We start from the raw sequence: 24,726 nt of genomic DNA on the forward strand, positions 1-24,726 counted from the left end.
AGGGATGATGGATCAACATTTTGTTTCTTTTAAATTTTGCAAATATTCACCGGAGCTTATATACTATACAACATCCATTTTAGGAAATCTTTACGTTTCATAGGCAGGGAAAAGAAACTATGAATACATATTCAGGAGGATTGTATCGTATATGAGTGTACCAGCAGAGAAGACAGAGATGCAGCATGAGAAAAAACGCCGGTGGGAGATGCCGGATACGTACGTCATTTTATTTGCCGTTCTCCTTGCTGCATCCATTGCTACCTATTTCGTCCCCGCTGGAACGTTTGAGCGGGAAACCGTTGATGGGGTGGAACGTGTGGTTCCGGGCACCTTTAGTGCCGCTGACGGATCCCCGGCCGGATTTATGGACATTTTCATGGCGCTTCAGGAAGGAATGATCCAGTCTGCCGGGATGATCTTTTTAGTCTTGTTTGCCGGTGGAGCCTTCGAAGTGGTTGAACGTTCAGGCGCGGTCAAGGGAGGAATCCTGAGAGCGGTCCATTTGACCCGGGGGAAAGAGTTCTGGCTCATCGCTGTCGTCTCCACGTTATTTGCCATTGGTGGAGCGGTCGGTGTAATTGCGAACGCGGTCATTCCGTTCGTAGCAATCGGAGTCATCATTGCCCGGGCGTTGAAGCTCGATGCGATTGTGGCGGTATCGATTACGTTCGGAGCGACGTTTGCCGGGTTTAACGTAGGTTTCCTGAACCCTTACACCGTAGGAATTGCTCAGTCGATTGCTGACATCCCTTTGTTTTCAGGGATGGCGCTGAGAATGACTGCGTTCGTCGTGATCGTCGGGGTGACCATTGCTTATACGTGGAGATATGCGAAAAAGTTGTTACAGGATCCGTCGAAAAGCCTGATGGGTGTCTTGGATGAAGGGGAGGAAAAAGGGGGGTTAAAAGCACCGTTCACCACCCGCCATAAATGGCTGCTCGGTTTTGTCGGGGCCTGCCTTGCCTTTTTCATTTACGCTACAATCCAGTTTTCCTGGACGATCAATCATATGTCCGCCTTCTTTATCGTCATTGGTCTTGGAGCGGGCATCATCGCTGGTATGAACTACAATAAACTGGCACTGACGTTTCTCGATGGATGTCAGAAGCTGGTGTACGGCGCTCTGATCATCGGTGTTGCCCGGGCTGTGCTTATTGTGATGGAGAACGCCAAGATCCTTGATACAGCTGTACACGCCCTGTCGGTTCCTCTGCAGGAACTCACCCCCGTCACAGCTGCGCTCGGTATGTTTGCGGCGAACGGAGTCCTGAACTTTCTCGTCCCATCCGGAAGCGGTCAGGCGATGATCGCCATGCCGATTCTATCCCCGCTGGCGGATATGGTCGGGATTACCCGCCAGGTTGCCGTTCAAGCGTATCAATTCGGGGACGGGTTTACAAACAGCATCTTCCCGACGTCAGGCCCGCTGATGGCCAGTCTGGCCGTTGCAGGAGTTCCGTGGATCAAATGGGCGAAATGGATGCTTCCCCTGATGCTGATCTGGGTCGTCATTGCTGTCGTGATGCTCTCCATCGGGGTTGTCATCAACTGGGGACCTGTATGATCACAGGATTTTGAAAAGGAATTTCTCTTCTTCATGTCGAATAAATAAAAGAGCAGGACAAGGTCGTCCTGCTCTTTTAGAAACTCAAGTATGATGGAGGAGGAATGCATCATGTCCGGGGTATTTTCTATGGAACAGACGGTTGATGTACTAAAAAATAAGGGGCTGTCCAATCGGGATATTCTCTCCAACGTCGACAGCAGTCACTTTCCATTTGAACAGGAAGATATCGTTATGGCCTTCATTGATCTGCAGATTGAGTGTTCTTCGGACGAAGATTATGACAAGCTTGTGAATTACTTATATGGATTTAAAAACAACGCCTCCTAACTTCAGCCTCCGGCACCAGCTGCCGGGGGTTTTCCTATGCCTTTAATAAAAAATCAAGTTGAGGGTGTGGTATTTTTTTGAAATAATGGATAGGTCCGATTCAGGAGGTGTCAGTGTGAAGGAATATATCCGATTCTTTATATGGATGATCGTTGGAATGACGATCTTTCTGGTTCTTTTTTCAACGTTTGAGGACGGATGGATGGAGATTGCAGGGACAGCTGTTGCTGCCACCTTCTCCAAGTGGGCCATCGATAATTTCATGAAGGATCGAAAGAAAACATCAGAGAATCACTAAATGAGAAGGAAAGAAGTGATCATTCATTGTTTACCAGCCACAGCAAACTGGAAGTTAAGCCGCAATCTCTCTATAAAAGTCAGAAGCAGCAGTTTTCGATTCGGGCAGGTGGGGCGTTGATCGGGATGATCGAAGAAACAGCTGAGTCGGCGTCCAGCTGGAAGGATCAGCTGCTTCAATGGGTCAGCTTACATTTTATATGCAGTAAACATTTTCGTATGACCAACCCTAAAGCTGAGCCTGTGGCTGTCTTTAGTAAAAAGAGAGGACTGAATCAGCAGATCGATATTTTTGGCCGGGATGGGAAGCGGGTGGCCGTCCTTGAGCAGAAATTAAAATTCAGTTCTCAACGGTTGAGCGTCCGGGATACAGTTGGCCGCCTGCTGCTTTCGGCGGAGGGAAAGAATGGGTCACTGGATTTTGTGGTATATGAAGAAGGTGATCCTTCCTCAAAGCTCTCGACTATCAAAAAACGGTCGATTCCATATCCGACAACAAAGGAAGCTTTAGTGTCCATGGATCATTATGAGGTCAACAACCGTAGTGATCTTTCTGAGTTTCAACAGCTGTTGATCCTGATGATCCCGGTCATCGTCTTTGATCAGTTACATAATGCTTGAAACGTACTTGGAGTCCCAATCTATAAATCTGTCAGGGTGGTGTGTGTATGTATGGGTTCGAGCATGTGCCTCAATGGTACTATTGGAGTGCCATCGTTGTCTTTATTCTTTTCTTTATTATAGCGAAGTGGTGGATGGATAGAGATTAGAAGGGTTGGATGAGAAATCAACCGCCGGAACCAATACCAATGGGGTGAAAGTGGATTCAGAATGTGAACGACTATAAGAGGTGAAACTTTCATCCGTATCCATTGTCGAAAGGGAAGTTGTATGGAGAACATAGAAACAGAAGTTCAAGGGGTATTAACGTTTAAGGATGTCCACACGTTTATGCGGTTGAAAATGCAAAGATCAATAAAGCGTGTGGTCTTATTCTCTTTTTTAATATTAACGGGATTCTTTATCTCATGGTCTCAGGGACACTGGCTGGTCAACATTGTGTTTTCTGTAATGGAAGCTTTATTGTATACCTTTTTCCTCTGGCTGTTATGCCGGTTATTCGTCTATATGACCACACGTCTAACTTATGCGAAAAACCGGCATTTACAATCACCCATCACTTATCAATTATCTTCAGAAGGTGTTATTCAGAAGGGAAAAAACGCGTATTTATTACTGGAGTGGGATGAACTCACCTCTATAATGGAAAGAGAAGAGCATTTCTTCTTATCCGTTTACCGCACGAAAATTTTTATTGTGCCGAAGCATTTCTTTTCATCTAAAGAGCAGGTGGTTAATTACCGCAAGGCTTTGGATGAGTTTGCGGGAAGCAGAACGAAAGTGGATCTGAAAAAAGGATAGATAGGAAAGTATCGACTGGATCGGTTTCGCATATGAAGGACGAATCCGTGAAGCAGAGATGCTCGGGAAGACGCACGTGGATCATGATGTATTTGGACTGTTGGAATCAGAGTCCGAGTTTGCATGCAAAGCAAAAGGCGCTCATGGTACGATAGGGGATAGACAGGAGGAAGAACGATGACAAAGAAATTGTATTACGAAGATGCGTACCTTACGAGTTTTCATACATATGTAAAAGAAACCGGAATGGATGACCGCGGAACGTACGCGGTTCTTGAGGAAACGGCCTTTTATCCGACAGGAGGAGGTCAGCCTCACGATACCGGCACATTGAACGGGACTAGGGTTGTTGATGTCGAGGAAATCGATGGGGAGATCCGTCATTACCTGGCTGAAGCCCTGCCGCTGGAAGACACAAGTGTCCATGGCGTCGTGGACGAACAGCGGCGGAATGACCATCGGCAGCAGCACAGCGGACAGCACATCGTATCCGCCATTTTCCATGATGATTACCAGATTCCAACGACAAGCTTTCATTTGGGTGACGATACGGTTACCATCGACCTGGATACCCCTCAACTCAGTGAAGCTGTCATGAAGGAAGCAGAAGCGAAAATCAATAAGGTCATCCGCGCTGGTTATCCGATTGACACGAAATGGGTGACAGTGGAAGAAGCAGACACCTATCCACTTCGCAAATCGTTAAGTGTGGAAGGGGACGTGCGTCTTGTCATCATCCCGGAGATCGATTACAGCGGCTGCGGCGGTACACATCCATCATCGACTGCGGAAGTGGCAACAGTGAAATTCCTCGGCTGGACGAAGAACAAAGGGCAGGTCCGTCTGGAATTTGTCTGCGGCGATCGTGTTTTGAAGCAGCTTGAAAACAAACATCAGGTCATCCAAGGAGTCAAGCAGCTGATTTCCCGTCCGGAAGCGGAGCTGGTAGATGAGGTGAAGTCTCTCATCCAAGGTGACAAGGCAAAAGATAAAAAAATCGCTGAACTGGAAGAGGAGCTGTTATCTTATGAAGCTTCAGAGCTGGCAGCCGCTCATCGGGAGGAAAAGCTCATTGTGAATGTGTACAAGGATCGTTCCATCAAGGCTCTGCAGTCTCTGGCGCAGGCCGTGCTCAAGAAGACCTCTGACCATCAGGTTGTCTTTGTGAGTGAGCAGGAAGATCAGCTTCAATTTGTTATGGCAAGAGGGGAATCCCTCGATGGGAATATGAATGCGGTCGCCAAACAGGTGATGCCGCTGATTGAAGGCAAGGGAGGCGGCCGGCCTCACTTTGTTCAAGGGGGCGGCCGGAAGCTGATGTCCGGCGAAGCATTTGCTCAAAAAGTGAAGGAACACCTCCTTGCTCCTGCTGATTAAATAAAAAAGAAGCGTACCTGAAAAAGATCAGGTACGCTTCTTTTTATGATTGAATCGTTTCTGTCTGCATGTTCTTCGAAGGCTGGACGTGCTGATTCTTCCAAAAATAACCGACCAATCCTCCGATCACGGCCGGCAGTATCCAGCCAAGGCCGATATCGTAAAACGGCAGGTAGGCAGCATAGAGGGTGTTGACTGATTCCAGCCAATCGGCTGCAATTGATGGGATCGTTCCCACGAGGACATTGTATCCATCGATGATGCTGACGAAAAAGGTGAGCCCCATGGCTCCAGCATAAACGGTCTGCTTATGGTTGAACATTTTAGAGCTGAGACCGAGCAGAATAAGAACGATGGCCAGCGGATATAAGAACATCAGTACAGGCACTGCATACTCGATGATATTCGTCAGCCCAACGTTTGCTACGATAAAGGAAAACAGGGATAACACAAGGACGAACGTCTTATAGCTGACTTTCGGATAGATCGTATGGAAAAATTCACTGCAGGCAATGATCAGACCAATGCACGTTTTCAAACAGGCCAGGATGATGATCAAGGCAAGCAGAATGGAACCATAGGAACCGAAGTAGAACTGAGAAACCGCTGCAAAGGTCAATCCGCCGTTTTCAAACTGGCCGACGGCTGCTGTACTGGAGGCCCCCATATACGTAATCAATCCGTAAATCAGCGCCATCAAACTCATGGCAAACAAGCCGGATTTCCACGTTGTACTCGCAATCGCTTTGGAGTCGGTGATCCCGAGACGGCGGATCGCATGAATGACCACAATCCCGAAAGCGAGGGCGCCGAGCGCATCCATCGTGTTGTAGCCTTCCTTGAAGCCGGTCATGAACGGCATGGCTTCATAAGCTCCGGTCGGGGCACCGAAGCTTCCCATCGGCTTGATGATGGCTGTAACGATAAGAATGGATAAGAACAGTAAAAAGGTCGGAGTCAGATACTTTCCGACGATATCCATCACTTTTGCCGAATTAAGAGAAAAGTAGTAGGCCGCCGCAAAAAAGATAAAGGTGAAAACGCCGAGCCAGATAGCCGCTGATCCTTGGTCAAGGAAAGGTTCGAATCCAACGACAAATGGGACGGTAGCTGTCCGGGGAATCGCAAAAAACGGTCCAATGGTTAAGTATAATAAAAGAGCAAATCCCGTGCCGAATAATGGATGGACCCGGCTGGCCAGGTCATGCAGTCCGCGGCTTCCGGATAAGCCGATGGCAAGGATACCCATGAACGGAAGTCCGATGGCTGTGACGAGAAAACCGATCAAAGCCGGCCAGAAGGAAGTTCCAGCAAGCTGTCCAAGCTGAATCGGAAAAATCAAGTTCCCGGCCCCGAAAAATAACCCGAACAGCATGGTTCCGATCATGATGTAGGTGGAAATGGAAGTTCGTTGTTGCATATGCATGTTCCTTTCTTCGATGTAGTCGTCATTCGCTGAACGAATAAAGATTATCCTACCAAGAAACGATGGAAGGAACAATAGGCTTACCGCAATTCGTTGAAATTATTTGTCTTTTTCAAAAATGGCATCGTTTTCTTTGGAACGATCTGGATAGAGACCCGTTTCCACCCTTGCTATTAGATGATTTTTTTGACTTTCCCAGAGTGGTCATGCATGATATTTCCGTAGGAGATTTTTCCGGCTGTACGGAAAATGGGGGATCGTCCAGGCGGGTCATCGTGGTTGAATGGCCGAAGCCTGAAATCGTACACAGGGAGGAAACATACATGAAAAAAACGTGGATCTGGATGGCTGTTGCAGCCGCCGTTGTCATTGTGATCGGCGCCATAGCTTTATTAAGCGGGGGCCAGTCAAGTGAAGATACAGCGGATCGTTATGAAAGCCAGCCTTACTTAGGTGAGGAGAGCGCAGAAGTAAATATTGTGGAATTCGGGGATTACAAGTGTCCGTACTGTAAGGATTTTGAGTCTGGATTCTTTCCATTGATTGATGAACAGCTGATTCAAACCGGAGATGTGAAATTTTACTTTATTCAATATCCATTCATCAATGCGGATTCCGACCGCTCTGCTGAATTTGCTGAAGTCGTTTATGAGGAGCTTGGAAACGACACCTTCTGGGAATTTCATGAATTGATGTATGAAAAGCAGGAACCGGGAACCGAGCAGCAGGAAGTTTACACCGAAGATTACTTATATGACACACTGGCAGAAGTCGTCAGTGAAGAAGAAGCGCAGTCTGTTCTTACCGCCTATCAGGATGGTGCTGGAGAAGAAGCGCTGGATCGTGATCTTGACTGGGCTGGTGATTGGGATGTCACTGGAACGCCGACGCTCTTCGTTAATGGTGAAAAGTTTGAAGGCAGCTCTATCGATGACCTCGTTCAAATGGTTGAGGAAGCAAAATCGGAATAAAAAGAAAAACCTGCAGCAGGCTAAGTTCAGGCCTTGCTGCAGGTTTTTTTATGGTTCCAAATCTCCATAGGTGGTTCCCCACTTATGCATCTGTTCAAGAATCGGCATCAGCGTTTTTCCCATATCTGTAATGGAATACTCGACTTTTGGAGGAACAGTATCATATTGGAAGCGGATGATGAATCCATCCTCCTCCAGTTCCTTCAACTGCTGACTCAACACCTTATGCGAAATGCCGGGAAGCAGGTTCCTCAAAGCGTTGTAGCGAAGCGTGCCGTCTACGCTCAAGTGCCAGAGGATGACGGTTTTCCACTTGCCGCCGATCTTTTTCAATGTATATTCAATGGAGCATTTAAGCTTTCCATTATCGTCCATCGGTGCCTTCATAAACGGGCTCCTTTCTAACTTTTTGGTAAGCCTCTTACTTTAAAGTGCGTTCTTCTCAAACGTCTAAATCTAACTATAATGGAATTTGTAAAGGAAATAAAACAAGGAGGAATAAATAATGATGACTTTTCCAAGATCTTTTTCCCATATTGGACTTTCTGTCCCGAATTTAGATGAAGCCCTTAAATTTTACACGGAGGTATTTGGCTGGTATGTCATTATGGAGCCTTCAGAAGTGAAAAATGATGACACAGCCATCGGCCAGATGTGCCGTGACGTCTTCGGAAACGAGTGGGAGCAGTTCCGCATTGCCCACCTCGCTACAGGTGACCGTATCGGTGTCGAGATGTTCGAATTTCCGGAGAACGAGCAGCCGGAAAACAATTTTGAATACTGGAAGACAGGCATCTTCCATTTCTGCATCCAGGACCCGGATGTAGAGGGCATGGTTGAAAAAATTAAAGCCCACGGTGGAAAGCAGCGCATGCCGATCCGTGAATACTATCCTGGAGATAAGCCGTACCGGATGGTTTATGTTGAAGATCCGTTCGGCAACATTTTTGAAATTTACTCCCACAGCTATGAGCTGACGTATTCTGACGGAGCTTATTAATAAACGAACGCCCTTGTCCTTGCAGACAGGGGTGTTTCTTTTTATGGTAGGGAGAAAGGAGGGAGCTGGATGAACGTGATGGAACTATTACGCACAGGGTCTGAGAAGCAGCGGCACGTCCTGCGGTTGTTTCACAAACTGAACATCGCTGCACAATTCAAGGAAAACCACCCGGTCATCTGTGGAACCATTCCACTCGGGATTGATTTGGAGGACTCCGACGTTGATATCATCATGCAGACAGAAAACCATTCCTTTTTATTGGAAAGATGGGAGAGATTGTATGGAGACTTTTCCAATTTTAAAACTGTAGAAAAATACATACGAGGGCGTAAGGTCGCAAAAGCCAATTTCCGGTACGGGGGACTGGAGTGGGAATTGTTCGCTCAGAACCAGCCGGTGACCGAGCAGCATGCCTGGCTTCACATGTTTATTGAATACCGTATCCTCCGGGAGGATCCTGCTCTCAAACCCATCATTCTTCAGAATAAGAAAGACGGCTTTTCCACGGAAGCCGCATTCTGTGATCCATTAGAAATCGAAGGGGATCCATATGAAGGGCTGCTTGCTTATGGAAAAAAGAAGGGGTGGATTTGAAAATAGTCTGTTTATTATGCGGGCGTTCTGTTTTATAATTATATCAAATAGATATATATCATATTGATATAAAAGGAGCAGCCTATGAAGGAGAATCATACCCCTTATGCCCTGCTTGGCTTGATGACAGCAGGATTTCACACAGGCTATGAGATGAAGCGGATGATGGATGGGAGCTTGAATCACTTTTGGAAGATCAGCTACGGACAGATTTACCCGACGCTTAAGAAACTGGTGGAGGAGGGAAATGCAGAGGTTCATGTCACCTCACAGGAAGGCCGGCCGGATAAGAAGGAGTACATCATCACTCCGTCCGGTAAGGAACAGCTCCGGTCCTGGCTGATGAAACCGGTGGAGGATCTCCCGGTGGAGAAAAATGAACTGCTGCTGAAGCTGTTTTTCAGCCGGAATCAGCAGAAATCCGTCATTCTTCATCAGTTGGAAAGCTACAGAAAAAAACTGTATGAGAAGCAGCATACGTACCAGAGCATCAAAGAACTGCTGCTGAGCGAGGAGTGTCCGTCGGAAGACGCGCCGTTCTGGATCATTACCCTGGATTACGGACTCGCTACGACGGAAGCGGCTGTCGAATGGTGTGAGAAAACGAAATCCCGTATCGATGAAATGAAGGAGGAGTAACGTGGGGAAACAAGTGTTTCAAGGACGTTATACGACACAAGCGGCAGGAGAGCAAGGGTTTGTCGTTTTTCTCATCGGGATGCGGATCAATAAATGGCGGGCGGTACACAAATGGCTTCCTGTGCTCCGGGCGATGCCGCCGATGATCAAGGAGCTTTATACACATAAGGACATGGGATTTCTTGATATGGAGAACTTCTTTACAGGCCGGACGGTGCTGATGGTGCAGTACTGGAAATCTGAGGAGGCCTTGATGGACTATGCCCGTGGGAAAAAGCATCGGCAGGCGTGGAAGAAGTTTTACCAACTAGCCGGGGATACAGAAGAAGTCGGCATCTATCATGAAACGTATCTTCAGAAACCGGGGCAGTTTGAATCGATCTATGGAAACATGCCGAAATTCGGGCTGGCTAAAGCCATCGGTCATACAAAAATCAGCCCGCAGACCGTTTCAGCGCGCCGGCGGTTTAAAAGGCAGGAGGCTGTGAAAATGGATGAATCCTCCCGCGGCCGGTTGTGAAGAAAACGGATGTTTTTTTGTAATTCAGGAGTCCAGCGATTCTTCTATCATGTTTATGGAAAACAGGGAGGAGCTTCTGTCTGACAGAAGCTCCTCCCTGTTTTCTTTTTTGATTTGGTGATGTTACGAATTTTGTCCGGTCCTTTCATGGCTTTTAATTATACATCATTACAAAATGGAGGACGGCCGGCTCATCGTAGGGGTTATGATACCCGTGGAGCTGATCAGCACTGAATTTAATCGCATCATACGGTTTTAGATCATAGAAGTCGTCCTGGATCTGAATACGGGCACGTCCTTCCATCACTGTGATGTATTCGACCACTCCGGATTGGTGGGCATCGGTGACATATTCGGTTCCCGGCTTTAAAAAGGCGCGGTGCGTCTCGATTGCGTCAAAGCCGCGGGTGGAAAACATCGGTTCAAGTGTTAAGGACTCATCTGCACTCAGAACTTTATTTCCTTCATGTTTTCTTGATATGACAATTTCCTGCTCCTCGGCAAGCAGCGTGGAAAGAGGGATCTGCAGACCGTTGGCAATTTTCCACATGACGGTAAGGGATGGATTGGCTTCTCCGCGCTCGATGTTGCCAAGCGTCAGTTTACTGACATTCGTGAGGTCGGCCAGGTCCTGCAGACTGAGCTGTTTTCCTTTTCGCAGGCGCCTGAGCGTCACTCCGGCCTGTCTGGCTATTTTTTCAGCATCGTTCTTTTGGGGATCGCTCATCATTTTTCCTCCTGTAGATGGTTTTCAATTGATCATTCTTTTGGTATATTATGATGTAACATCAGTTAAATATAATATATAAAGGTGTGGTGGAGATGAGAGAGATTTTGCTCGGTGTAACGGCCTCGATGTTTTTTGCTGTCACCTTCATTCTGAATCGGTCGATGGAACTAGCCGGTGGCAGCTGGATGTGGAGTGCATCCCTGCGCTTTCTATTTATGGTCCCGTTCCTGCTTCTCATTGTACGTGTAAGAAAGAATGGGAAACAAGTGTTTATGGAATTGAAAAAGCATCCGGCCACCTGGATCGGATGGAGCTTTGTCGGATTCGTTCTGTTTTACGCTCCCTTAACCTATGCCGCTGCCTACGGTCCTGGATGGTTGATCGCCGGGACGTGGCAGGTGACTATTGCGGCCGGTATCCTCCTCACTCCGTTTTTCCACACGACGGTGTACATCGGGAATCGTCCTGAAAAAAGGCGGGAGCGGATTCCGATGCGCTCGCTGCTTATTTCCTTTCTTATTTTAACAGGAGTCTGTCTGATTCAACTCCAGCATTTGGAGAAGGTCACACCACTGGAACTAACAGCAGGGATTCTTCCTGTTCTTATCGCTGCCTTCTGTTATCCTCTTGGAAATCGGAAAATGATGGCCTTCAGCAGTGATCGTCTGGATACCTTCCAGCGCATTCTAGGCATGACGCTTGCCAGTCTCCCGTTCTGGTTGATTTTAAGTACGACGGCTTTGGTCACAGCGGGGCCGCCGGCGCAGGGGCAGGTACTCCAGTCCTTCATTGTCGCCGTCTGCTCCGGTGTGGCAGCCACAACCTTATTTTTTATAGCAACAGACCGCGCCAGGCATCAGAGCGGAAAGCTTGCAGCTGTCGAAGCCACGCAGTCCACCCAGGTTCTGTTCGTCCTTCTAGGAGAAGTGCTTCTATTGTCTGCGCCCCTTCCTGGTTCAACGGCCTTTCTGGGAATGGGGTTATTAATCACAGGAATCATTCTGCACAGCCTGTCCGTTAAAAAAGGGAGTGCGCCGGTACAAAGCGGCGTACAGATGAAAAGAGCTTGAATATCCAGAAACCCGGATCAGCTGTTCCGGGTTTTTTCATTTTGTTCTTGCCTTTCTTGAAACGTTTATGCTATGTTCTATGTAACCGGTTACACAATGCAGGAGTGAAGCTATGGTAACGATAAAAGATGTAGCGAAACATGCGGGGGTGTCCGTGGCTACGGTATCACGCGTGTTGAATAATAATGGCTATGTAGGCACAGAAACACGGAAGAAAGTGATGGCGGCTATTGAAGAGCTGAATTACAGCCCGAACGAAGTGGCACGGTCGCTGTATAAGCGGGGCTCCAGATTGATCGGCCTGCTTCTTCCGGATATAACAAACCCGTTTTTCCCTCAGCTGGCCAGAGGAGTGGAGGATGAGGCCGGCCGCCAGGGCTTCCGTCTTCTACTCGGAAACAGTGATGAGGATATCGAAAAGGAAATGGACTACATTCAAACCTTTGTCCAGAATAATGTGGTTGGTATGATTACGGCGACGAACCACGTGGATTATGATATGTACCAGTCGCTCGATCTCCCGCTGGTCCTGCTTGACCGTACGTCAAGCAGTTATCCCGCTGTGTACGCAGACGGCCGGGAAGGAGGAAGGCTCGCAGCAGAGACCCTCATTAAAAAAGGGGCGCAGCGGGTGACGCTCGTCAAAGGCCCTGCCCACGTTAAACCCGCAGTTGATCGCTACCGGGGTGCCATGGAGGTTCTTGGGGAAGCGGACGTGGATTTTTCCGTCATGTCAACGACCTCCTATGCCTTTGAGGAAGCTTTGAACTGGGCCGAGGAGCTGTTTCAGAAATTTCCTGAAACCGACGGCATCATTGCCAGTAATGATATTGTCGCCATCGCCATCGTCCATGAAGCGTTGAAGCGGGGGAAAAACATCCCCGGGGATCTGCAGATCATCGGCTATGACGATATCCCACAAAGCCGTCTGTCCTATCCGCCGCTGACGACCATCCGCCAGCCGGCTTATGAAATGGGTAGAAAAGCGGCTGAACTGTTAATACAAAGAATTGGACAGCCTCAACAAGAGCACCGGTCCATTCAAATGCCGGTGGAATTGATCGAACGACATACAACACGAAAGGATGATCAAGAATGAAAAAGCCGACCATCGCTGTCATTGGCAGCTCTTCCATGGACCTTGTCGTCTCCTCTGACAAACGGCCGGAGGCAGGTGAAACCGTATTAGGTAAAGCATTTGATACCGTGCCCGGGGGCAAGGGGGCGAACCAGGCGGTCGCAGCCGCCCGTCTGGGAGCTGATGTCTATATGATCGGATGTGTAGGGGAAGACACTTACGGAGAAGAAATCACAGCCAATCTGAAGAAAAACGGTGTACGAATCGACTATGTGGAACCGGTTACACATGAAAGAAGTGGAACAGCCCACATCATCTTAGCAGAAGGCGATAACAGCATCGTCGTCGTCAAGGGAGCGAACGACCATGTCACTCCGCAGTATATTGAAAAAGCAGAAAAACTTTTGAAGAACAGTGATCTTGTGATGATTCAGCAGGAAGTGCCGGAAGCAACGGTTGTTCATGCCGCAGAGCTGTGCTCCCGTTATGGCGTGCCTTTGTTGTTAAATCCAGCTCCGGCAAGACCTGTACCACAAGTGGTCCTGGATCAAGTCAGCTACGTCACACCGAATGAACATGAAGCCGCTGTATTATTTGGAGGCCTGGCTTTATCAGAGGCGCTCCAGGCACACCAGAATAAATTGTTCATCACCGAAGGCGCAGCCGGCGTCCGTTACCATAATGGAAGGGAAGAAGTTCTCGTACCGTCCTTCCCGGTCAAGGCTGTCGATACGACGGGAGCGGGGGATACGTTTAATGCCGCCTTTGCTGTAGCTGTTGCCGAAGGAAAAGAGATGGAAGAAAGCCTGCGTTTTGCCAACCGGGCGGCCAGCTTGTCTGTCACCGGCTTCGGAGCGCAGGGGGGAATGCCGTCCCGTGAGGATGTTGAGGAGGCGATGAAGCCATGAAGAGACACGGCATCTTGAACAGCAGCATTAGTAAAGTGCTCGCCGATCTCGGTCACACCGACCGGATCGCCATCGCTGATGCGGGCCTTCCGATACCGGCAGGAACATTGAAGATCGACCTTGCCTTAAAAGAGGGAGTACCCGGGTTTATGGAAGTGGTACAGGTCGTGCAGGAGGAGATGTGTGTAGAAAAAGTGACCACAGCGGAAGAGATGATATCCAACCCGGCTGTTCATCGAAAAATGAAAGAAATGTTCACGGATATCGGGATGGACGAACGTTCCCATGAAGCGTTCAAGCAGGAGCTGACAGATGTCAAAGCTGTCATCCGCACAGGTGAAATGACGCCTTATGCCAACTGTATCCTGCATGCCGGGGTCATTTTCTAAAAAGGGGTGAGACGATGCATATTACGATGAATCAGATTCATAAAGCGTTTGGAACGAACAAAGTGCTGGAAGGCGTGGATATCGAAATCAAGGAAGGGGAAGTCCATGCCCTCATGGGAGAGAACGGGGCAGGTAAATCAACGCTCATGAATATCTTGACCGGCCTTCACAAAAAGGATCAGGGGACGATCCAGATTGACGGTCAGGAAAAAACGTTCTCCAACCCAAAAGAAGCGGAAAACTACGGCATCGCTTTTATTCATCAGGAGATGAATGTCTGGCCGGAGTTGACCGTTCTGGAGAACCTGTTCATTAATCGGGAACCGGTTACATCTTTTGGGATTATCCATACGAGAAAAATGAAAGCGGTTGCGAAGGAACAGTTTGAAAAGCTCTCCATTTCCATCCCGCTTCATAAGGATGCCGGACAGTGTTCGGTCGGGGAGCAGCAGATGATTGAAATCGCCAAGGCGCTCATGACCGATGCCAAGGTGATTATTATGGACGAACCGACAGCAGCCTTAACCGACAGAGAGATTGAAAAGCTGTTCGGCGTGATCCGTTCCTTAAAAGCCTCGGGGGTTTCTATTGTTTATATTTCCCACCGGATGGAGGAGATTTTTGACGTCTGCGACCGTATCACCGTCATGCGGGACGGCCGTACCATTGATACGACACCGATTCCGGACACGAGCTTTGATGAAGTGGTCCGCAAAATGGTGGGGCGTGAACTCACCGATCGTTTTCCAGAAAGGCAGGCCGATCCGGGAGAAACCGTCCTTGAGGTGAAAAACCTGACACGTCCGGGCGTATTCCAGGACGTCAGTTTCCAAGTGAAATCTGGTGAAATTGTTGGGGTTGCTGGATTGATGGGGGCGGGAAGAACAGAGATCATGCGGACGATTTTCGGACTGGATGGAAAATACGAGGGAGACATCCATGTGAACGGTCAGCGTGCCGTTATGAAGAATCCGGGCCAGGCGATCAAACTCGGACTTGGGTTAATTACAGAAGACCGGAAAGACGAAGGACTCGTGCTTGATTTTCCTATTAAAGATAACATCGCTCTCCCCAGCCTGAAAAGCTTCACAAAGCGTTCGCTCATCCAGGATGGCAGGGAGCTGGAATTCGTGGAGATGTTGATCAAGCGCCTGACAATCAAAACCGAATCCGCCCAAACTGAAGCGAAGAACTTATCCGGCGGGAATCAGCAGAAAGTGGTCATTGCCAAATGGATCGGCATCGGGCCGAAAGTGTTGATTCTTGATGAACCGACACGTGGAGTGGACGTCGGGGCAAAACGGGAGATTTACCAGTTGATGAACGAGCTGACCGACCGTGGAGTAGCTATCCTGATGGTGTCCTCTGAACTGCCGGAAGTACTCGGCATGAGCGACAGGATTCTCGTCGTCCACGAGGGCACCATTTCCGGTGAACTGGACCGGTCGGAAGCGACACAGGAAAAGATTATGACATTTGCGACAGGAGGGAACGTCCATGATGAACGCCATTAAGAAAACGAACAGCATCGGCCAGTCACTGCAGAAGCTGGGGCCGCTGGTCGGGCTTCTTGTACTTATTACCGTTGTATCCATTATAAACCCAAGCTTTCTGGAACCTTTGAACCTATTAAACCTGCTACGTCAGGTTGCCATTAACGCCCTCATTGCCTATGGGATGACCTTCGTCATTCTCACCGGCGGCATCGATTTGTCCGTCGGATCGATTCTTGCTCTATCGAGTGCCCTGATGGCCGGGATGATGGTATCCGGCATTGATCCGATTTTAGCTATTCTGATCGGATGCCTGCTTGGTGCGCTGATGGGAGCTGTCAACGGACTGTTGATTACAAAAGGAAAGATGGCTCCGTTTATTGCTACATTGGCAACGATGACGATGTTCCGTGGTCTGACTCTTGTCTATACCGACGGAAACCCGATTACAGGACTTGGCGACAGCTATGCGTTTCAGCTGTTCGGCCGCGGCTATTTCCTCGGCATACCTGTACCTGCGGTGACCATGCTGCTCGCTTTTGCTGTTCTTTGGGTGATTCTTCATAAAACACCGTTCGGACGTCGGACGTATGCGATTGGTGGTAACGAAAAAGCAGCGTTCATCTCAGGAATCAATGTTTCCCGGGTGAAAGTCCTTGTCTATTCTTTAGCCGGTCTATTGTCTGCACTTGCTGGGGCGATTCTTACCTCACGCTTGAATTCAGCACAGCCGACTGCCGGTACATCCTATGAACTGGATGCGATTGCTGCCGTTGTGCTTGGCGGGACGAGCTTATCCGGAGGGCGTGGTTTGATTGTCGGTACATTGATTGGCGCCTTGATTATTGGAACGTTGAACAATGGACTGAACCTGCTCGGGGTCTCCTCCTTTTTCCAAATGGTTGTTAAAGGTGTCGTCATTATTATTGCCGTCCTCATGGACCGGAAGAAATCAGCGTAGGAGGGATGAACATGAACAAACGATTGTTACTTATCATCGGTGCAGTCCTGCTTTTTCTTAGCGGATGTTCTCTGCAGCCGCCGGAATGGGCCAAACCGAACAATAATAAAAATCCGGAAGATATCAAAATAGGATTGTCTGTGTCGACTTTGAATAACCCGTTTTTCGTTTCCATGAAGGACGGGGTGGAGAAAGAAGCAGAAGCCCAGGGGATGGATGTTGTCGTCGTTGATGCACAGAATGATGCAGCTAAACAAGTCAGCGACGTGGAAGACTTGATCCAGCAGGGGGTCGACGTCCTGCTGATCAACCCGACCGACTCTTCGGCGGTTTCAACGGCTGTCCAGTCTGCCAACAGCCTAGGCATTCCCGTCGTTACGCTGGACCGTTCTTCTGAAAAAGGAGAAGTGGCCACTCTCGTCAGTTCGGATAACGAAAAAGGCGGGAAGATGGCCGCTGAATATATGGTGGAACAGCTGGGAGAGGACGCCAAAGTGGCAGAGCTTGAAGGTGTTCCCGGAGCCTCTGCAACGAGGGAGCGGGGAAGCGGCTTCCATACGGTAGCTGATGAGCAGTTGAATGTGACGGCTAAGCAGACCGCGAACTTCGATCGTACAGAAGGCTTGAATACGATGGAGAACATTCTTCAGGGAAATCCGGATTTGGAAGCAGTCTTCGCCCACAATGATGAAATGGCTCTGGGCGCCTATCAGGCCATTCAAAGCTCCGGCCGTGATGTACTAGTCGTTGGTTTTGACGGAAATGAAGATGCAATGACGAGTATTCAGAACGGCAATCTTTCCGCAACCGTCGCCCAGCAGCCGGAACAGATCGGCTCGCTGGCTGTCCAGGCAGGCGCAGATGTACTGCAGGGAGAGGAAGTAGAGGAAACAATTCCGGTTCCTTTGAAACTGGTAACCACAGAGAACATCGGCGAATAACTGGAACTCCTGCATATTCGTCAGTGGGATTGATCAGTATCCGTACTCACGTTCCATTTATTGATGAGGTTCTGTTCCCGCAGACGTCACCAGTGTACGCTGTGGATCCCTGTAAAGCCTGCCGTGAATTTTCGAACCACTTTGAAGAGACAGCCATAGAGCTGTCTCTTTCTGTTTTTACTTGTGTTTTACCATGTGGTTTGTAATACTGACAGGACATAGGACGAAGGTAGGATTGATGACAACCGGCCCCGGTTTGACGAAAACCCGGATTCTTGAAACTATTGGACCTGGCTTCCGAAAGCAGAGGGGGGCAGGGCCGTTTTCTTTCCTTCAGCTTGCGAAACGATCGATCTTTATTTACGCGCGTTTCAATTTTTCAATACGAGAAATAATCTATGAAACGATGCACAACAGAGATAGGAGGGAGTCCTTTGCGTAATATTCTAATCAAATTTATCCGCCTTGATAAAACGACGCTGCTGATCGGCTCTTTCCTGATTATTTTCGGCAGTACGTTCACCATCATGTGGATCGAGCCCGAAACCTTCACGAGTTTTCACGACAGCCTCTGGTGGGTAATGACGACGATATCGACCGTCGGTTATGGAGACATCTCCCCACAAACAACCGCCGGTAGAAATTTTGCCATGCTGCTTTACCTTGTGGGTATCGGTGTGCTGGGTGTTGTCATCAGCCTGATTGCCAATGCGATGGGAATTTTTAAAAAGCGGAAGGAGGAAGGGAAATTGAGTTATCACGGTAAAGGCCACATTGTCATCGTCGGCTGGTCCAAAAAAGCGGCGCTGGCCATTGATGAAATCCTGCTGGCCGATAAAGAGACAGAAATTGTCCTCATCGATGAGGTAGAAAAAGAACCTCTCAACATGAAGCGTGTCCATTACATAAACGGCAGTCCGATGAAAAAGGATGTTCTTGACAAAGCCAATCTTGAAGACAGTAAAAGTGCGATTGTTTTTGCGACAGACTGCTCGGACAGTTCGAGGCTTGTCGACGGCAACTCGCTGCTCGTTGCTGCAGCGTTGGAAAAGAATGCCCCTCACGTCCATACAACGGTCGAGGTGCTCGACCGCGACCACGTTCCGATGTTCAAGCACAGCAAAGTAGATGAGGTCGTTTTATCCGATGAGTTTGTCTCCCGAATGCTCGTCCGCTCTTCGTTCCAAAAAGGCGTTTCCGGGTTATTCAATCAGCTTATCAGCCGGGAGTCCGGTTATGATCTGCGCCAGATTGAAAGAAAAGAAGAATGGAAGACCTACCGCGATGTTGTCGAGGATGTCACGTCCCAAGGGGGCAATGTCATCGCCGTCGGAGAAAACATGGACATCTATAAACACTTGGATGAGCCGCTCCCTGAAGGGGCGCATATCCGTGTCGTCTGTGATAAACAAACGTATGATGCGCTCTGCTGATCCCTTAGAGTATTGAAAAATCCGGCTGAGTACGGGATAATGGTCCGGGATTTTCCGTAAGAAAGGGGGGGAGGAATGTTACCTGTACTAAACCATTCCGGTCTAATGGTCATGGTCGTTGTCCATCTGCTGACAGCTGTCATTCTATTTGCTGTGTCGTATACATATGAAAAGTCAATCATTACCGATCGGAAAAACAAGTGGCTGTTTTTCATCATCAGTCTGATCTACAGCTGGATGGGGACAATGATTATTGTAGACAGCCTGTTTGATCTGCATAGAGACCATGAACTCTCTGTTTTTATGTACCGTAATAGTCTGGTGCTCTTATGGATCGGCTTTATTCTGGTACAGCTCCTCGTGTACAAATGTTTAAACCAGGTGGAAATCGCAGAGGAATAAATAAAAAAGGAGAGGGCCCTGAGGTCCTCTCCTTGTCTGTAGAAAAAGCCTGTGTCAACCCGTTAGCGTTGTCCATTTGTCGTGGGAAGGGTCACACTCCGCTTATCGGTGGATGAATGCCGCGGGCACGCCCTCAGCTAACTTGGTCAGGAAGGTCGCCTGCCCAAGTGGATCTTCGGCCCGTGCTGTTCCCGCAGGCATCACCACCGAACGCTCCACGTGTCGACGTTAGAATATAGAGGAGAGAGATTGTGCACGAAGCAGGTTCGCAGATTCCAAAGAACGGCATGAGCTGCGCTATTGCCGCTTGCGTGGAAAAGAAGGGAAAGAACAGGCGCTGATGACGGCTGTCTGCCGGAATATGAAAAAGATTGTTCTCCATCCAGCAAGGGTGAGCGGGGTGAAGGAGAGTCTTTGGCGATGTTATAGAACCCCCAAGGGGCTTCGCTCCTGGCGGTAAGAAAGAAAAAAGCTTGTAAAGAAACAGGGGTTTCTCTACAAGCTGAGGAGAGGACCCCGGGGCCCTCTCCTTTTCTATGATTCCGATCCGGTTTTTATAGGAGTGACTGTCCTCTCCAGCTCCTTTGTCACCTGATCCTTATATTTGGATTCCACTAGAATATAAAGGAAGTCTCCAGCTTTGATTTCTGTTTCACCATAAGGGGTGATGACCTGATTATCACGAATGATGGCATTAATGTTCGCATGGTTCGGGAAAGACAAGTCCCGCAGCCGGCTTCCCACCACCGCTGATTCCTGGCTTGTCTGATACTGGATCATTTCCACAGCCACCTTCCCCATCGATATCAGCTCGATGGAATGGTGCGGGGTATCCTTTTTCGGCCCGACAAGGTTTAAGCGGTCCGCCATCCATGAGATCGTCGAGCCCTGGATCAACGCAGACGTCAACACGATAAAGAAGACGATGTTGAATAAGGTCTGACTGTTGTTCAATCCATCTACGACCGGAAAAGTAGCCAGGACGATTGGAACGGCTCCCCGCAGTCCGGCCCATGAAATGAACAGTTTTTCCTTGAACGTATAGTTGAGGCGGATCAAGGAAAGGAATACAGCGGCCGGCCGCGCAACAAAGATGAGCAGCAGAGACAGGATGATGCCGTCATACATCACTTCGGATGAAAACAGCTGGTCCGGAAAGACGAGCAGCCCGAGGATGATGAACATGAGAATTTGTGCCATCCAGGCAAAGCCTTCATTAAATTGAAATATGGAATACCGGTATGTCAGTTCCCGGTTTCCAATAACAAGCGCGGCAATGTAAACGGCCAGGAAGCCGCTTCCGCCGACGAACGCGGTAATTCCGTAGGTCAAGAGCGCAAATGCAATCGATAAGATTGGATAAAGGGCACTTGATCCGAGTCGGATGCGGTTGATAGAAAAGGAGGCTGTCCAGCCGAACAGGACACCTAACACGAGGCCCAGGCCCATCTGAAGGAAAAATGTGGGGATGAGCATCCAGATGGAGCTCCCTTCATTGGAAATCAATTCAATGAAAGAAAGCGTCAAAAAGACGGCCATAGGATCGTTGGTGCCGGATTCCGCTTCCAAGGTCGCTCCCATTTTCGCTTTGATGTTCCGTTCTTTTAACACAGAAAATACAGCGGCGGCATCGGTCGAACCGACAATCGCCCCGAGCAGCAGTCCCTCCATCAAGCTTAAGTCAAGCAGAAGAAAAGCCGCCGCCCCAATTAACGTCGATGTAAGGACAACGCCGATGGTAGCGAGGGACAGAGAAGGGAGGGCCACCGAGCGGACGGTCGACCATTTTGTGTGAAGCCCGCCTTCAAACAAAATCAGAACAAGGGCGAAGACCCCGAACAACTGAGCCACTCCCGCATCATCGAAATAGATGATCCCAAGGCCGTCACTCCCGATAATCATTCCGACAATCATAAACAGAATCAACGCCGGCAGCCCCCAGCGGCTGGAAAACTTGGCGGCCACGATGCCGCTGAAAAGTAAAAAAGCGGTAATAAGTACAAACGCATCCGTTCCAAAAGCTTCAATAAACATTCCATAACTCCCTTATTCAATGTGTAGATGAAGGACCATGCCTGCAGCTCCAAGCATGGTCCCGTTTTTACAAACTTATGATCTGCTTCAGCTCTTTCGTATTGACCATGTCCCAGGAAAAATCGATCCACCAGGAGGACCAGTCCGCTCCGTTTAGAGCACCGAAGAACCAGACAGACCCGAAAAAGCATAGATAGATAAATAGAACGACCACGGCATAAAGCCCTGTGTCTTTAGAATTTTTCAACGCGCTGTCTCCTTTATATGGAATCGTGTGGATCCATGAGAAAGGAGCATTTATGTATAGGTTGAATTCGCATGCCTGGCAATGAGAAATCCTCTGTTTTCACCCTTATAACCAAACACCTGGTTCTCAACTAGTTCATGGAACTGGACAAGGGAGAAAAGGAAAGCGTTTAAAAACGCAGAAGGTCCCTCATCATCCTGGTCCGGAGGCAGATGAAAGGATAGAGGCTGGAAAAAGACGGCCGCGCCGTCCGACAACTGAACAGATGACGCGATATTCAAATCGTCAGACCAGCTGTAGGCAAGCTCCTGAAATTTTCCATGCGGACTTAAAACCGCTGCAAACAACAGCATGCCTCCTGCGATAAAGAGACGCATCTTTTCCCTCCTTCCAAACAGGTGATCTTACTATTATATCAATCGATCCAATTAAAGTCATTGGAGAAGAACGTGGGAAAAACAATGGCGAAAGTGAAACGTCCGCCGGCTTCAATCGTATAGAAAGGCAGAGAAAAAATGTCCGGGGGGAATTCATATGCTGAGATGGCTGATTTATTCGTTCGTAATCATCATGAATGGCTCTTTTCTGCTTGCGGTTTTTAACGTGTGGGCGGATCGAACCGCTTTTGGGGTGATGATCACAGGGGCAGTAGTCATCATAGGAACTCTTGAAGTCCTGCATCGGCGGGGAAAACTGACAGATCTGAATAAGGGAGCGTCTTAAATGCGTCATCTACTGCCGGTGATTTTAGTTATGGCAGCTATAGGTCTTCTGATTAAGGTTATAGATATATTTCCAGCCGGTTACACCGTATTTATTGGAGTCGTGTCAATCTTTCTAATGTATGACAGCGTTAAAGCGTGGAAGGATCGCTCATTCATAACAGCAGTGAGTAAGCTGCTGATGTCGGTGCTGCTGTTTATGATGATGGTCACACGTGTTTTTTAACAACAAGGGAGGTGGACGGACGTGGGTTTTGCTTCCTGGTTTATATTGTTGTTCACCTTATTTATGGCGGTCGGTGGTTTTAAAAAGAAGAACAAGAAGAGATGAGAATAGAGAAAGCCGCTGATTATGAAGCGGCTTTCTTTTTTTGGGAGCGTCGGAACCACCTGTCTCCGGTTTCATTGACAACGATGGAAAAGAGAATCAGGCCGATGCCCGCCCACTGCAGGAGGGTCACCTGTTCCTTTAACACCACCATAGCCGATACAATGGCGACCGGCAGTTCTACAGAGCTGAGAATATTGGCCAGCCTCGCAGAAATGTGCGGGGCCCCTCCAGCGAAAAACAATGGGGGAATCACAGCACCAACCATCGCAATACCGAGACTGATCAGCCAAAGCTCTCCTTCGAAGACAGGGAACGTTGGAATGTCCCTGGAAAAAACTATCAGTACGAGCAGGAGTGAGCCTGTGATCATCCAGGAGCTGCGGAGCACGGAATTCACTTCCGGTGCGGCCTGTCCACTCGTATAAATAAACGCCGCATAGGAAAGTGCAGATAAAAGGCCGAGGATCAAGCCGGCAGGAGGGAGTTCACCCACGCCTCCCGAAAGCACCTCGGACGCCAGAATGACACCCGACAATGTAATCGCAAGGGAGACGAAATGCACTTTTTCCGGTGATTTCTTTAAAAAGACCCATTCAATCAGCATTCCGATCCAGACAAATTGGAAAAGCAGGAGTATGGCCATGGAAGCGGGAATATACTGCATCGCTCCGTAATAAAAAATACTTGTTAAGCCTACGGACGACCCGGCGCCCATCACCTTGAGCCGGTCAATGTACTTCATTTGCCGGATCTCCTTCCAATGCGGGAAGGACAACAGCCACAGCAGAATGAACGCGATCATCATCTGTGCGATGTTCAACTGACCGAGCGAATACCCCTCAGCAAATCCATGCTTCACAAAAATCGGGGTGAAACCGAAACTTGCTGCTCCGGTAAATACCAGCAAGGCTCCTTTCTTTTTCATACCGTCACCTTCTTTCTTTATCCATCCTCCACTTTATCATGAACGAGAAAAGACGGCATCCGGGATAAATAGTTCTGTCCATGAATCTGCTGAATAAGATGAAGATGGGGATTTCTTGAAAGGGGAGTGGCACGATGTATCCAAACGAAAATCCGGAGCAGCTGGCGTGGCAGGCGATGAAATATGATATGCTTTCGAATTACTACAAGTATATTGACCCGAATAAGCATATCCACTATTACCATAAGCACCTGCAGTGCATGCAGCAGTGGGTGATGTGTGAACGCAGTGAAGGGATGGGCATGGGCGGAGGCGGCGGTGGAACAGCAAAAGTAAGAGTTCTTCATGCTTCACCGGATGCACCGAACGTGGATGTCTATGTGAACGGTCAGAAAATATTGGAAAACGTCCCGTATAAGCAGCAGAGTGAGTATTTGGAAGTTCCTCAAGGGCAGTACCGCATAGATATTTATGCCGCTGGTGACACTTCGCAGCCTGTTCTGACCCAGACTGTAGCTGTTGAGGCAGATCAATCCTATACGGTGGCCGCAGCTGGAAAAGTCAATCAGCTTCAGCTCATCCTGGTTGTCGACAACGATCACACCGCGTACGGCAATGCCAAGGTCCGTTTCTGGCACCTGTCTCCAAACGCACCGGCTGTAGATGTAGCTGTCAAAGGCGGAGATGTCCTGTTCAGAAATGTGCCGTTCGGCCGGGCGACCCGCTATATCACGGTTCCACCGACGACAGCTGATTTAGAGGTCCGGGTAGCGGGAACGAATCAGGTCGTTCTCGAAGTGCCGGGGGTAACCTTGAACCCGAATGAAGCTTATACGGCTGTTGCGGTCGGATTAGCTGGTGAGCAGCCGCCGCTCGAAGCGATTTTTCTACAGCCATAAAAAAGGAAGCGTTCATG

30 protein-coding genes are annotated in these 24,726 nt (G+C 48.8%); 23 read left to right on the top strand and 7 right to left on the bottom strand.

Annotated elements, in window-relative coordinates; translation table 11 throughout:
* Nucleotides 1-151 precede the first annotated feature (151 nt).
* From ACXAJH_RS00700 to ACXAJH_RS00725, 6 genes are all read left to right on the top strand, one after another.
* Complete coding sequence (locus ACXAJH_RS00700) at nucleotides 152-1,567, top strand: YfcC family protein (RefSeq protein ID WP_474968240.1); 1,416 nt, start codon at nucleotides 152-154, stop codon at nucleotides 1,565-1,567.
* A 111-nt stretch (nucleotides 1,568-1,678) separates the two neighbouring features.
* Nucleotides 1,679-1,897, top strand: coding sequence for a hypothetical protein (locus tag ACXAJH_RS00705; RefSeq protein ID WP_027953913.1), 219 nt, complete (start codon nucleotides 1,679-1,681; stop codon nucleotides 1,895-1,897).
* 115 nt (nucleotides 1,898-2,012) lie between these two features.
* Nucleotides 2,013-2,195, top strand: a complete 183-nt coding sequence (locus ACXAJH_RS00710) for a hypothetical protein (protein ID WP_474971600.1) — start codon at nucleotides 2,013-2,015, stop codon at nucleotides 2,193-2,195.
* A 26-nt stretch (nucleotides 2,196-2,221) separates the two neighbouring features.
* Nucleotides 2,222-2,815 carry a hypothetical protein gene (locus tag ACXAJH_RS00715; RefSeq protein ID WP_474971599.1) on the top strand — a complete coding sequence of 198 codons (594 nt, stop codon included), beginning with the start codon at nucleotides 2,222-2,224 and terminating at the stop codon, nucleotides 2,813-2,815.
* Between the two features lie 270 nt (nucleotides 2,816-3,085).
* Complete coding sequence (locus ACXAJH_RS00720) at nucleotides 3,086-3,616, top strand: YcxB family protein (protein ID WP_474971598.1); 531 nt, start codon at nucleotides 3,086-3,088, stop codon at nucleotides 3,614-3,616.
* Between the two features lie 177 nt (nucleotides 3,617-3,793).
* Nucleotides 3,794-4,993, top strand: coding sequence for an alanyl-tRNA editing protein (locus ACXAJH_RS00725; protein ID WP_474992824.1), 1,200 nt, complete (start codon nucleotides 3,794-3,796; stop codon nucleotides 4,991-4,993).
* Nucleotides 4,994-5,036: 43 nt separating this feature from the next.
* Here the strand turns inward: ACXAJH_RS00725 and brnQ are convergent, their stop codons facing one another.
* Nucleotides 5,037-6,413, bottom strand: coding sequence for a branched-chain amino acid transport system II carrier protein (gene brnQ, locus ACXAJH_RS00730; RefSeq protein ID WP_474992826.1), 1,377 nt, complete (start codon nucleotides 6,411-6,413; stop codon nucleotides 5,037-5,039).
* A 329-nt stretch (nucleotides 6,414-6,742) separates the two neighbouring features.
* On the opposite strand from brnQ, the gene ACXAJH_RS00735 reads away from it, so the two are divergent.
* The gene (locus ACXAJH_RS00735; RefSeq protein WP_474968247.1) at nucleotides 6,743-7,390 is read left to right on the top strand and encodes a DsbA family protein; all 648 of its coding nucleotides are present in this window, start codon (nucleotides 6,743-6,745) and stop codon (nucleotides 7,388-7,390) included.
* 48 nt (nucleotides 7,391-7,438) lie between these two features.
* On the opposite strand, the gene ACXAJH_RS00740 is transcribed toward ACXAJH_RS00735, so the two are convergent.
* Entirely contained in the window at nucleotides 7,439-7,777 is a 339-nt protein-coding gene (locus tag ACXAJH_RS00740; protein ID WP_051254583.1) for a winged helix-turn-helix transcriptional regulator, read from the bottom strand.
* Between the two features lie 121 nt (nucleotides 7,778-7,898).
* Here ACXAJH_RS00740 and ACXAJH_RS00745 point away from each other — a divergent pair, with 121 nt between their 5' ends.
* From ACXAJH_RS00745 to ACXAJH_RS00760, 4 genes are all read left to right on the top strand, one after another.
* Nucleotides 7,899-8,390: a lactoylglutathione lyase family protein gene (locus ACXAJH_RS00745; RefSeq protein WP_474993445.1), complete on the top strand. Its 492-nt coding sequence runs from the start codon at nucleotides 7,899-7,901 to the stop codon at nucleotides 8,388-8,390.
* Between the two features lie 69 nt (nucleotides 8,391-8,459).
* The gene (locus tag ACXAJH_RS00750) at nucleotides 8,460-8,987 is read left to right on the top strand and encodes a DUF4269 domain-containing protein (protein ID WP_474991721.1); all 528 of its coding nucleotides are present in this window, start codon (nucleotides 8,460-8,462) and stop codon (nucleotides 8,985-8,987) included.
* Between the two features lie 84 nt (nucleotides 8,988-9,071).
* The gene (locus tag ACXAJH_RS00755; RefSeq protein ID WP_474992828.1) at nucleotides 9,072-9,626 is read left to right on the top strand and encodes a PadR family transcriptional regulator; all 555 of its coding nucleotides are present in this window, start codon (nucleotides 9,072-9,074) and stop codon (nucleotides 9,624-9,626) included.
* 1 nt (nucleotide 9,627) lies between these two features.
* The gene (locus tag ACXAJH_RS00760; protein WP_474992830.1) at nucleotides 9,628-10,146 is read left to right on the top strand and encodes a DUF4188 domain-containing protein; all 519 of its coding nucleotides are present in this window, start codon (nucleotides 9,628-9,630) and stop codon (nucleotides 10,144-10,146) included.
* Between the two features lie 154 nt (nucleotides 10,147-10,300).
* On the opposite strand, the gene ACXAJH_RS00765 is transcribed toward ACXAJH_RS00760, so the two are convergent.
* Nucleotides 10,301-10,873 (bottom strand): helix-turn-helix domain-containing protein, encoded by a 573-nt coding sequence (locus ACXAJH_RS00765; protein ID WP_474992832.1) that lies wholly within the window; start codon nucleotides 10,871-10,873, stop codon nucleotides 10,301-10,303.
* 95 nt (nucleotides 10,874-10,968) lie between these two features.
* Between ACXAJH_RS00765 and ACXAJH_RS00770 the strand changes: the two genes are divergently transcribed.
* The 9 genes from ACXAJH_RS00770 (at nucleotide 10,969) to ACXAJH_RS00810 (ending at nucleotide 19,551) form a co-directional block, all read left to right on the top strand.
* Nucleotides 10,969-11,946 carry a DMT family transporter gene (locus ACXAJH_RS00770; RefSeq protein ID WP_474991725.1) on the top strand — a complete coding sequence of 326 codons (978 nt, stop codon included), beginning with the start codon at nucleotides 10,969-10,971 and terminating at the stop codon, nucleotides 11,944-11,946.
* 112 nt (nucleotides 11,947-12,058) lie between these two features.
* A complete protein-coding gene (locus ACXAJH_RS00775) occupies nucleotides 12,059-13,045 on the top strand; it encodes a LacI family DNA-binding transcriptional regulator (protein ID WP_474968253.1) in 987 nt (328 codons plus the stop codon).
* Entirely contained in the window at nucleotides 13,042-13,932 is an 891-nt protein-coding gene (gene rbsK / locus ACXAJH_RS00780) for a ribokinase (RefSeq protein ID WP_474968254.1), read from the top strand. Before ACXAJH_RS00775 ends, rbsK begins: the two co-directional genes overlap by 4 nt.
* On the top strand, nucleotides 13,929-14,321 hold the full coding sequence (gene rbsD, locus ACXAJH_RS00785; protein ID WP_474968255.1) for a D-ribose pyranase: 393 nt from the start codon (nucleotides 13,929-13,931) through the stop codon (nucleotides 14,319-14,321). Before rbsK ends, rbsD begins: the two co-directional genes overlap by 4 nt.
* 14 nt (nucleotides 14,322-14,335) lie before the next feature.
* Nucleotides 14,336-15,835, top strand: a complete 1,500-nt coding sequence (locus ACXAJH_RS00790) for a sugar ABC transporter ATP-binding protein (RefSeq protein WP_474968256.1) — start codon at nucleotides 14,336-14,338, stop codon at nucleotides 15,833-15,835.
* Entirely contained in the window at nucleotides 15,819-16,775 is a 957-nt protein-coding gene (gene rbsC / locus ACXAJH_RS00795; RefSeq protein ID WP_051254585.1) for a ribose ABC transporter permease RbsC, read from the top strand. The genes ACXAJH_RS00790 and rbsC overlap by 17 nt, the downstream gene beginning before the upstream one ends.
* Nucleotides 16,776-16,786: 11 nt before the next feature.
* Nucleotides 16,787-17,716: a ribose ABC transporter substrate-binding protein RbsB gene (gene rbsB / locus ACXAJH_RS00800; protein WP_474968257.1), complete on the top strand. Its 930-nt coding sequence runs from the start codon at nucleotides 16,787-16,789 to the stop codon at nucleotides 17,714-17,716.
* Nucleotides 17,717-18,150: 434 nt separating this feature from the next.
* Entirely contained in the window at nucleotides 18,151-19,149 is a 999-nt protein-coding gene (locus ACXAJH_RS00805) for a potassium channel family protein (protein WP_474968259.1), read from the top strand.
* Between the two features lie 75 nt (nucleotides 19,150-19,224).
* Complete coding sequence (locus ACXAJH_RS00810) at nucleotides 19,225-19,551, top strand: hypothetical protein (protein ID WP_474968260.1); 327 nt, start codon at nucleotides 19,225-19,227, stop codon at nucleotides 19,549-19,551.
* A gap of 534 nt (nucleotides 19,552-20,085) precedes the next feature.
* Here ACXAJH_RS00810 and ACXAJH_RS00815 read toward each other — a convergent pair.
* The 3 genes from ACXAJH_RS00815 to ACXAJH_RS00825 form a co-directional block, all read right to left on the bottom strand.
* Nucleotides 20,086-21,585: a potassium/proton antiporter gene (locus ACXAJH_RS00815; RefSeq protein ID WP_474968261.1), complete on the bottom strand. Its 1,500-nt coding sequence runs from the start codon at nucleotides 21,583-21,585 to the stop codon at nucleotides 20,086-20,088.
* A gap of 67 nt (nucleotides 21,586-21,652) precedes the next feature.
* On the bottom strand, nucleotides 21,653-21,832 hold the full coding sequence (locus tag ACXAJH_RS00820; protein ID WP_474971587.1) for a hypothetical protein: 180 nt from the start codon (nucleotides 21,830-21,832) through the stop codon (nucleotides 21,653-21,655).
* Nucleotides 21,833-21,882: 50 nt separating this feature from the next.
* Nucleotides 21,883-22,209 carry a hypothetical protein gene (locus tag ACXAJH_RS00825; protein ID WP_474992834.1) on the bottom strand — a complete coding sequence of 109 codons (327 nt, stop codon included), beginning with the start codon at nucleotides 22,207-22,209 and terminating at the stop codon, nucleotides 21,883-21,885.
* A 157-nt stretch (nucleotides 22,210-22,366) separates the two neighbouring features.
* Between ACXAJH_RS00825 and ACXAJH_RS00830 the strand changes: the two genes are divergently transcribed.
* Complete coding sequence (locus tag ACXAJH_RS00830) at nucleotides 22,367-22,555, top strand: hypothetical protein (protein WP_474992836.1); 189 nt, start codon at nucleotides 22,367-22,369, stop codon at nucleotides 22,553-22,555.
* Nucleotides 22,556-22,780 carry a hypothetical protein gene (locus ACXAJH_RS00835; RefSeq protein ID WP_474992838.1) on the top strand — a complete coding sequence of 75 codons (225 nt, stop codon included), beginning with the start codon at nucleotides 22,556-22,558 and terminating at the stop codon, nucleotides 22,778-22,780.
* A gap of 124 nt (nucleotides 22,781-22,904) precedes the next feature.
* On the opposite strand, the gene ACXAJH_RS00840 is transcribed toward ACXAJH_RS00835, so the two are convergent.
* A complete protein-coding gene (locus ACXAJH_RS00840; RefSeq protein WP_474992840.1) occupies nucleotides 22,905-23,810 on the bottom strand; it encodes an EamA family transporter in 906 nt (301 codons plus the stop codon).
* A 134-nt stretch (nucleotides 23,811-23,944) separates the two neighbouring features.
* Here ACXAJH_RS00840 and ACXAJH_RS00845 point away from each other — a divergent pair, with 134 nt between their 5' ends.
* Complete coding sequence (locus ACXAJH_RS00845; protein ID WP_474992842.1) at nucleotides 23,945-24,709, top strand: DUF4397 domain-containing protein; 765 nt, start codon at nucleotides 23,945-23,947, stop codon at nucleotides 24,707-24,709.
* Nucleotides 24,710-24,726 lie beyond the last annotated feature (17 nt).

The sequence above is a fragment of the Halobacillus sp. ABD4_316 genome, assembly GCF_056161385.1.

Coding starts and splice junctions, on each gene's coding strand:
- ACXAJH_RS00750 (WP_474991721.1), top strand. CDS start 8,460: ATGAACGTGATGGAACTATTACGCACAGGGTCTGAGAAGCAGCGGCAC.
- brnQ (WP_474992826.1), bottom strand. CDS start 6,413: ATGCAACAACGAACTTCCATTTCCACCTACATCATGATCGGAACCATG.
- ACXAJH_RS00700 (WP_474968240.1), top strand. CDS start 152: ATGAGTGTACCAGCAGAGAAGACAGAGATGCAGCATGAGAAAAAACGC.
- ACXAJH_RS00840 (WP_474992840.1), bottom strand. CDS start 23,810: ATGAAAAAGAAAGGAGCCTTGCTGGTATTTACCGGAGCAGCAAGTTTC.
- rbsC (WP_051254585.1), top strand. CDS start 15,819: ATGATGAACGCCATTAAGAAAACGAACAGCATCGGCCAGTCACTGCAG.
- ACXAJH_RS00770 (WP_474991725.1), top strand. CDS start 10,969: ATGAGAGAGATTTTGCTCGGTGTAACGGCCTCGATGTTTTTTGCTGTC.
- ACXAJH_RS00725 (WP_474992824.1), top strand. CDS start 3,794: ATGACAAAGAAATTGTATTACGAAGATGCGTACCTTACGAGTTTTCAT.
- ACXAJH_RS00745 (WP_474993445.1), top strand. CDS start 7,899: ATGACTTTTCCAAGATCTTTTTCCCATATTGGACTTTCTGTCCCGAAT.
- ACXAJH_RS00755 (WP_474992828.1), top strand. CDS start 9,072: ATGAAGGAGAATCATACCCCTTATGCCCTGCTTGGCTTGATGACAGCA.
- ACXAJH_RS00835 (WP_474992838.1), top strand. CDS start 22,556: ATGCGTCATCTACTGCCGGTGATTTTAGTTATGGCAGCTATAGGTCTT.
- ACXAJH_RS00775 (WP_474968253.1), top strand. CDS start 12,059: ATGGTAACGATAAAAGATGTAGCGAAACATGCGGGGGTGTCCGTGGCT.
- ACXAJH_RS00720 (WP_474971598.1), top strand. CDS start 3,086: ATGGAGAACATAGAAACAGAAGTTCAAGGGGTATTAACGTTTAAGGAT.
- ACXAJH_RS00825 (WP_474992834.1), bottom strand. CDS start 22,209: ATGCGTCTCTTTATCGCAGGAGGCATGCTGTTGTTTGCAGCGGTTTTA.
- ACXAJH_RS00735 (WP_474968247.1), top strand. CDS start 6,743: ATGAAAAAAACGTGGATCTGGATGGCTGTTGCAGCCGCCGTTGTCATT.
- ACXAJH_RS00790 (WP_474968256.1), top strand. CDS start 14,336: ATGCATATTACGATGAATCAGATTCATAAAGCGTTTGGAACGAACAAA.
- rbsK (WP_474968254.1), top strand. CDS start 13,042: ATGAAAAAGCCGACCATCGCTGTCATTGGCAGCTCTTCCATGGACCTT.
- ACXAJH_RS00845 (WP_474992842.1), top strand. CDS start 23,945: ATGTATCCAAACGAAAATCCGGAGCAGCTGGCGTGGCAGGCGATGAAA.
- rbsB (WP_474968257.1), top strand. CDS start 16,787: ATGAACAAACGATTGTTACTTATCATCGGTGCAGTCCTGCTTTTTCTT.
- ACXAJH_RS00740 (WP_051254583.1), bottom strand. CDS start 7,777: ATGAAGGCACCGATGGACGATAATGGAAAGCTTAAATGCTCCATTGAA.
- rbsD (WP_474968255.1), top strand. CDS start 13,929: ATGAAGAGACACGGCATCTTGAACAGCAGCATTAGTAAAGTGCTCGCC.
- ACXAJH_RS00810 (WP_474968260.1), top strand. CDS start 19,225: ATGTTACCTGTACTAAACCATTCCGGTCTAATGGTCATGGTCGTTGTC.
- ACXAJH_RS00765 (WP_474992832.1), bottom strand. CDS start 10,873: ATGAGCGATCCCCAAAAGAACGATGCTGAAAAAATAGCCAGACAGGCC.
- ACXAJH_RS00815 (WP_474968261.1), bottom strand. CDS start 21,585: ATGTTTATTGAAGCTTTTGGAACGGATGCGTTTGTACTTATTACCGCT.
- ACXAJH_RS00705 (WP_027953913.1), top strand. CDS start 1,679: ATGTCCGGGGTATTTTCTATGGAACAGACGGTTGATGTACTAAAAAAT.
- ACXAJH_RS00830 (WP_474992836.1), top strand. CDS start 22,367: ATGCTGAGATGGCTGATTTATTCGTTCGTAATCATCATGAATGGCTCT.